8 protein-coding genes are annotated in these 6149 nt (G+C 62.9%); all 8 read right to left on the reverse strand.

Annotation, left to right across the window (positions count from 1 at the left end):
* Nucleotides 1-130: 130 nt before the first annotated feature.
* Nucleotides 131-421: a BMC domain-containing protein gene (locus Q0176_RS04260; protein WP_299299566.1), complete on the reverse strand. Its 291-nt coding sequence runs from the start codon at nucleotides 419-421 to the stop codon at nucleotides 131-133.
* Nucleotides 418-852, reverse strand: a complete 435-nt coding sequence (locus Q0176_RS04265; RefSeq protein ID WP_299299568.1) for a hypothetical protein — start codon at nucleotides 850-852, stop codon at nucleotides 418-420. Before Q0176_RS04265 ends, Q0176_RS04260 begins: the two co-directional genes overlap by 4 nt.
* Before the next feature lie 22 nt (nucleotides 853-874).
* The gene (locus tag Q0176_RS04270) at nucleotides 875-1138 is read right to left on the reverse strand and encodes a BMC domain-containing protein (protein ID WP_299299570.1); all 264 of its coding nucleotides are present in this window, start codon (nucleotides 1136-1138) and stop codon (nucleotides 875-877) included.
* A gap of 12 nt (nucleotides 1139-1150) precedes the next feature.
* A complete protein-coding gene (locus Q0176_RS04275; protein ID WP_299299572.1) occupies nucleotides 1151-2530 on the reverse strand; it encodes a UbiD family decarboxylase in 1380 nt (459 codons plus the stop codon).
* Nucleotides 2531-2610: 80 nt separating this feature from the next.
* The gene (locus Q0176_RS04280; RefSeq protein ID WP_299299574.1) at nucleotides 2611-3177 is read right to left on the reverse strand and encodes a UbiX family flavin prenyltransferase; all 567 of its coding nucleotides are present in this window, start codon (nucleotides 3175-3177) and stop codon (nucleotides 2611-2613) included.
* Between the two features lie 436 nt (nucleotides 3178-3613).
* Nucleotides 3614-4555 (reverse strand): glutamate formimidoyltransferase, encoded by a 942-nt coding sequence (gene ftcD / locus Q0176_RS04285; protein ID WP_299299576.1) that lies wholly within the window; start codon nucleotides 4553-4555, stop codon nucleotides 3614-3616.
* 176 nt (nucleotides 4556-4731) lie between these two features.
* The gene (locus Q0176_RS04290; RefSeq protein WP_299299579.1) at nucleotides 4732-5901 is read right to left on the reverse strand and encodes a M20 family metallopeptidase; all 1170 of its coding nucleotides are present in this window, start codon (nucleotides 5899-5901) and stop codon (nucleotides 4732-4734) included.
* A 16-nt stretch (nucleotides 5902-5917) separates the two neighbouring features.
* On the reverse strand, nucleotides 5918-6149 hold a 232-nt coding region (locus tag Q0176_RS04295; RefSeq protein WP_299299581.1), incomplete at its 5' end, for a hypothetical protein.

Below are 6149 nucleotides of genomic sequence, written 5' to 3' on the forward strand. Positions count from 1 at the left end.
GCTTCGCCCCAGACCCCACCAGAGGACTTGTCCTCTGGACACCTTTTAACCTGCGGATTTGGAATCAATAACATCGCAAAACCAAAAGCACCGCAAAACACGCACCGTTCGCAAACGACCCCGCCGGAGCTCAGGCCTCAAGACGGCGCCAGAGCTCCGACAGCTCCGCGTCGGGGCGTGCAATCACCCGAGCGGAGAACACGGTTCCCATGTTCTTTACTGCGGCCGCAGCAGCATCGACGGCGGCCTGGACTGCGGCGACCTCGCCCTCAATGCGAAGCGTCAGACTGATAGCCTTGCCCACCCCGATCACTTTCTCCTTGCCCAGGAAGGTCACATCGGCCGCTTTGATCGCCGCATCCAGGGCGGTCATGGCCGCCGTGAGCCCCAGCACCTCGATCAGTCCCAGCGCGCGGTTCACGGCCTGCCCCTTCCTTCCCGCTCCGCCAGCTCATCCAACCCTATCGCGCTCCTCCCTCTTAGAGAACGGGATGGGCTGGAAAGGCTCATCTCGCGCCTCTCCGTCTTCCCGGCAGACACCGGCGTCCTTGTCTCCCGTCCCCTCTCGAAGTACGAGCCCGTGCTCCGTCCTTCGGCAAGGCGGCTCACCGCCGCCCCTCCGGCCCCATTCGAGGCCCGGCCGCCGTCGGCCAGGCGCCGAAGAAAACGCTCCTCCTTCGAGTCCAGCCCCAGACCGGGCTTCGAGGCGGGCCTCAATTCAGACCTCAACTCGGAGCCGGAGGCCCCGGAGCCCGAGGACGACGCCTCCTTCACCCGTGCCGAGATCACCGGCACGGAGCCCGGCCGGCGGGCGAGCTCCTTCATCACCTGCATCACGAGCTCATTGGCCATCAGCGTTCACGCTCCTCCGCCATCACAAAAGTTCCCGCAGCTCGGCAACCGGACGCGGAATGACCTGGACGGCAACGACCTCGGCAATCCTGCCCGCCGCAGCGGACCCGTTCTCGACCGCCGCCTTCACGGCGGCGACATCCCCTTCGACGACCGCCGCAACGATCCCCGACCCGACGTAATTCAGGGAAGCGAGCGTGACATCCGCGGTCTTCACCATGACGTCCGCCGCCTCCAACGCCCCCACAAGGCTGCGGGTCTCCACGCTGCCCAGGGCTTTACGCATCGTCCCCGCCTCCTAACACCAGCGGCGTGTGCCGCCGCCGACAAAATATCTGTCGATGGAGCTCTTTACCTTCTCAAAGCCGGGGATGACGGCCGCCTCGTACAGGGATGCCTTGTCCCCAAGCGGCTTGGTGGCGTCCAGCCCCAACTTGTCCGAGACGCCCCGCTCCATGTGGGACGCCTCCAAAGTCGATCCCAGCGCCCCCGAGACGACGACCAGATCGTGCGATGCCTGGAAACGGGACGCGATGGCCGCCTCCACCTCCGCCATGTCGTAGATGTCCACGTCGTCGTCCACAACCACGACGTGCTTGATGTCCTTATAGGCCCCGAGGACCCCGAGGATGGCGCTCTTGCCGTCGCCGGCCGCGCGTTTTTTGATGGAGACCACCGCGTGCAGCCGGCAGCCGCCCCCCAGGGTCAGGTTCACGTCCTGGACGTTCACGGTGTGGGAGAGGGCCGCGAAAATCTCGGCCTCCTTGATCATCCCATAGGCCAAGTGTTCCTCCCGGCAGGGGAAGGCGTGCTGGAAGATGGGCTCGTTCCGGTGCGTCACCGCGGTGACCTCCATCACCGGAGCGGGGGCGACGGTGCTGTAGTACCCCATCAGCTCGGCAAAAGGCCCCTCGGGCTCCGCCCAGCCGGGCTCGATCCTCCCCTCCAGGACGATCTCCGACCAGGCCGGGACCTCGAGGTCGATGGACTGGCAGCGCACCAGCTCCAGGGGCTCGCCCCTCAGCGTGCTGTCCACCTCGTACTTGTCCAGGCCGTATTTTCCAGAGCCGATCTGGGAGGCCAGCAGAAAGGGCGCGTCGTACCCCAGGACGACGGCGCACTCGAGGACCTTTCCCCTCTCGGCACAGCGGCGAAGCTCGCCCAACAGGTGAGGGGAGGCCCCGGACACCAGGATGTAAAGCCTGTTGCCCCCCAGCACCTGGATGCGCCGTACCGCCATCTGGGTCCTTCCGGTCTCGGTGTCGCGAACCACGAACGCCCCCGCACAAAGATAAGGTGCGGCGTCCCGTTCGTTCGACGTCGGAACCGGGAGCATCTCGAGCAGATCGATGCCGGAAGTGACGACGTTCTCCTGGACCGGCCCCCGGTCCAGGAGCTTGGGTTTGGACGGAGAGCCCATGGCCCCCATCAACTTGAACAGCCGCTTCTCCGGGCTCGTCCCGAGCAAGTCCAGGATGATCGAACGGTTCCCGTAAAGGGCCCCGACCACGGGAACCCTCGACCCCTTGACGTTCCGAAACAGGATGGGCCTCTCGTTGTGGAAGGCGCTGAGCACGGCGCCGAGCTCGAACCGCGGATCGACCGGAACGGTGCACTCCATCAGCCGGTCCTGGCCCCTCAGGCGTTCCAGCACGGAACGCAGCATCTGTCTTTCCATGAAAAACCTCCGGTTCCTACCTATAAAAGCAACGGGCAGGATGATCCGCGCAGGTCAACGCGCGGTCTCGCCCGTCTCGTTTACTGCACCCCGGCGCCCTCCCAGCGCCGGGTCAGGCTGTGTTCGACGCCCAACGCGTCCAGGATACGCCCGGAGAAGGAGACGACCATCTCCGCAACGCTCTCGGGACGGTGATAAAACCCCGGGGAGGCGGGCATCACCACCGCCCCGGCATGGGTGGCCGCAAGCATGTTCTCCAGATGGATCACGCTCAGAGGCGACTCGCGGGTCACCAGCACCAACCGGCGGCGTTCCTTCAGGGTCACGTCGGCCGCCCGGGTGAGGAGGCTTTCCGAGAATCCGCCGGCGATCGAGGCGAGCGTCTTCATCGAGCAGGGCACGACCGCCATGCCGAAGGTCCTGAAGGAACCGCCCGAGATGGGGGCCGCGAGGTCGTCGTCCTCATAGAAACGGTCGGCGAACGTCCTCAGTTCCTCCAGGGAGACCCCGCACTCGTGATCCATCACGTAAGCCCCCATCCTGGAGACCACGAGATGGGTCTCGCACTCCAGGATACGGAGCTGACGCAGCAGCGCGAGGGCATAGACCGAGCCGCTTCCTCCTGTTATGCCGACGACAATCTTCACAGGTTCCCTCATTGAAAAACGATTCCCTTTCCGGCTAAAGCCTCTTAAAGAGGGCGAATTGTCTACAAGTCCGCAGGTTGAAAACCCTTCACGAAAAGCCGAGACCGGCTTTCGATGAGGATTCCAACAGCATGGCAAAAACAGCCTCGAGTACAACCCCTACTCTGGGAGGGCCGCTCTCCCGTGACACCACCCCACAGGGCGAAGCCCACCAGAGCCTGGCACTCAGGCAGACTCCTCTTCAGGTCCATCTGCTTGACGCTCCTGCCGGACGGGACCGAGCAGCAGGGCATGTCGATGATGTAGGAGCCTTCTTCCAACTACATTTCAAACTGCCGTTTCAACAAAACCGCCGTTTCTGTTCCGTGCCAAAACGCCTCGCCCTGAGACGCTTCCCGTCGAATCGGCCCCTCGCGGGGCGAACGCAGCCCTGTTCCTACTCGCTCTCCAGCAGCAGCATGTTGTGCTCCAGCAGCTGATGCTCCTGGAAGTCCAGGAGGTGAAGATAGTGGTCCGCGCACTGCAGCAGGACCTTCGTGGGGAACACGCCGCTCATCTGGACGCCCTTCACGGAGACCCCGACGCTGGCGGCCTCGGAACGGATCAGCTCCACCACGCGATAAAGCGGCGTATCGTCCGTGTTGAACATGTTCATGGAGACGGCCGCCTCCTCGTACCCGTCCGGGGTGAAGGCCACGGCCCTGATGGTGCTGAACCCGCCCGAGGGGCCACGAACCATCTTCGCAATCCTCTTGGCGACGTCCAGGTCCTTCGTGTTCAACAGCACGTTGACGGCCACCAGGTTCCTCTCGCCGGCGCTCACGATCGTGGCGCCGCTCTTCTCGGAGAGCAGCCCCTTCCCCAGGTCGGGCGCACGCGACTCCAGGACCGCCGGGTTGCCCTGATTCTCCTCGAGGAGCTTCTTCAGCCCCTCGTACTGCCCCTGGCGGATGAAGGATATCTCCCGCCGCTCCTCGGAGCGCGCGTTGACCCCCGCGAAGAACACGGGCACGCCATACTTCTCCCACAGCTCCCGTCCGATACGGAACGCAAGCTCTTTGACCTCGTCCAACCCGATATTGCGCAGCGGGAAAAGCGGAATGGTGTCCTGTGCGCCGATGCGGGGATGCTTCCCCTTCTGCACGCGCATATCGATCAGCTCGTAGGCCTTGCCCGCCATCGCGACCAACGCCCTGGCCAGCGGCTCCGGCTCGCCGATAAGCTCTACGGGAGTACGGTCGAAGTCCGCGTCCGGATAACAATCGATGAAGCGCACGCCGGGAACATTACGGACCTCGTTGACGACAGCATCGACGACCGCCTTATCCCGACCGGCACTGAAGTTTGGAGCGGAGTGCACATATTGCTTGACTGCCATTCTCTTTCCCCTTCTTCAAAAAAAATTTTGAGACTTTCGGGGACGAATCCCCCTATGCGAATCGGCTACAGGACCGGGCCGAAAGATCCCCCCCCGAAAGACGACGACAGCCGCAGCGCGCCAAACGCAAGGCACAAAAAACGAAAATCCGCACAAAAGCAACGGAAGAACGGCCCCTACCCCTCTCCGTCCTCCGCGCCGGGGATCGTCCTGACGTACTCCTCAAAGATCCGCGCCGACTGGAGCACGGCCTTTAGGGTGACGTATTCGTCGGCCTGATGGAAAAAGCGTTCGTCCCCGGGGCCGATGACGACGAAGGGGACGCCCAATCTGGGGACGAACACGGAGGCGTCCGTAAAGTAGGTGATTCCCGTCGTCTCCCAGGGAAGCCCAAGGGTTTTGAAGATGCGGACGAAACGGCGCACCAGAGGGGCGTCCCCGTCCATACCCAGAGCCGGACGGTCCAGGTAGGGCGTTATCTCTAAAACCAGGGGCGGATACTTCTGCATCTGGGCGCGGGCCATCTCGTGAATCTGATCCAGAAGCCCCGCATGGGAGATGCCCGGAGAGGTACGGATGTCGAACGTGGCCTCTGCCCTGTCAGGGACGACATTGGTGCTGATGGAACCATGAAGCCCCGTGACGACGCAGGTGGACGCACCAAGGAGCGGATAACGCCCCTTCTTGCGAAGCAACGCCGATATGGACCGGGCAAACGCGGACACCTGTTCTACGGCATTGACCCCCTGCCCCGGACGTGAGGCGTGGGCGCTCAGACCCCTCGCACTCACCGAAAGCCCCAAGGCCCCCTTGCCGGCCAGGCCGACCCGCCCGTCGGTGGGCTTGACCACAACTAGCTCGGCAACGCAGTCCAGTTTCCCGCTGTTGCAGAGGGCCTCGGCCCCTATGCCTCCGTACTCCTCGTCGGCCGTGAAACAGAAATGAACGTCCACAGATGGCTCGAAGCCCTCTCGAAACAGCTTGAGCGCCGTCAGGACGATGCTGGTCACCCCCCCCTTCATATCCGCCGCCCCGCGTCCATAGAGCCGCTCGCCGTCGCAGAAGGCGGAGAAGGGCGCGTGCGTCCAGGCCTCCTCGGAATCCACGTTCACCGTATCCAGGTGGCCGGTCACGGCAACGGCCCCCCCCCGATCCCGTCCGGGCATGGTCAGGATCATGGAGGCTCTGTTGGCCCCATGGTCGAGCACCGCGATCTCCTTTGTAAAGGGCTCGAAGATCTCCCTCAGGAAGATGACGGCATCCTTCTCGTCGCCAGCGGGCTGAGTCGTACGGATTCGCACCAGCTGTCCCAGAATCTCCCTGGCACACCGCTCAGGCTCGAACAAACCCATCTCCTCCCCCTTAAGGATAAGCATCGAGGATCTTGAAGGAAAAACCGACTGTATCTTTATAGTAAGAGAAGGCGAGGATAAAAGCACTGACGCGCCTCATGAAATAATGAAGATATTTTTGTTTTTTTAACAAAAAATAGAGTGGAGATGATTCAAGAGATAAGGAATCGTTTTTCCCAGCGGCACACACAAAGCCGCGGAAAGGACAAGGGACAGGGGAAATCACGCCGTTCGGTTTCTGC

The organism is uncultured Fretibacterium sp. (assembly GCF_938040765.1).
GTDB lineage: Bacteria > Synergistota > Synergistia > Synergistales > Aminobacteriaceae > CAJPSE01.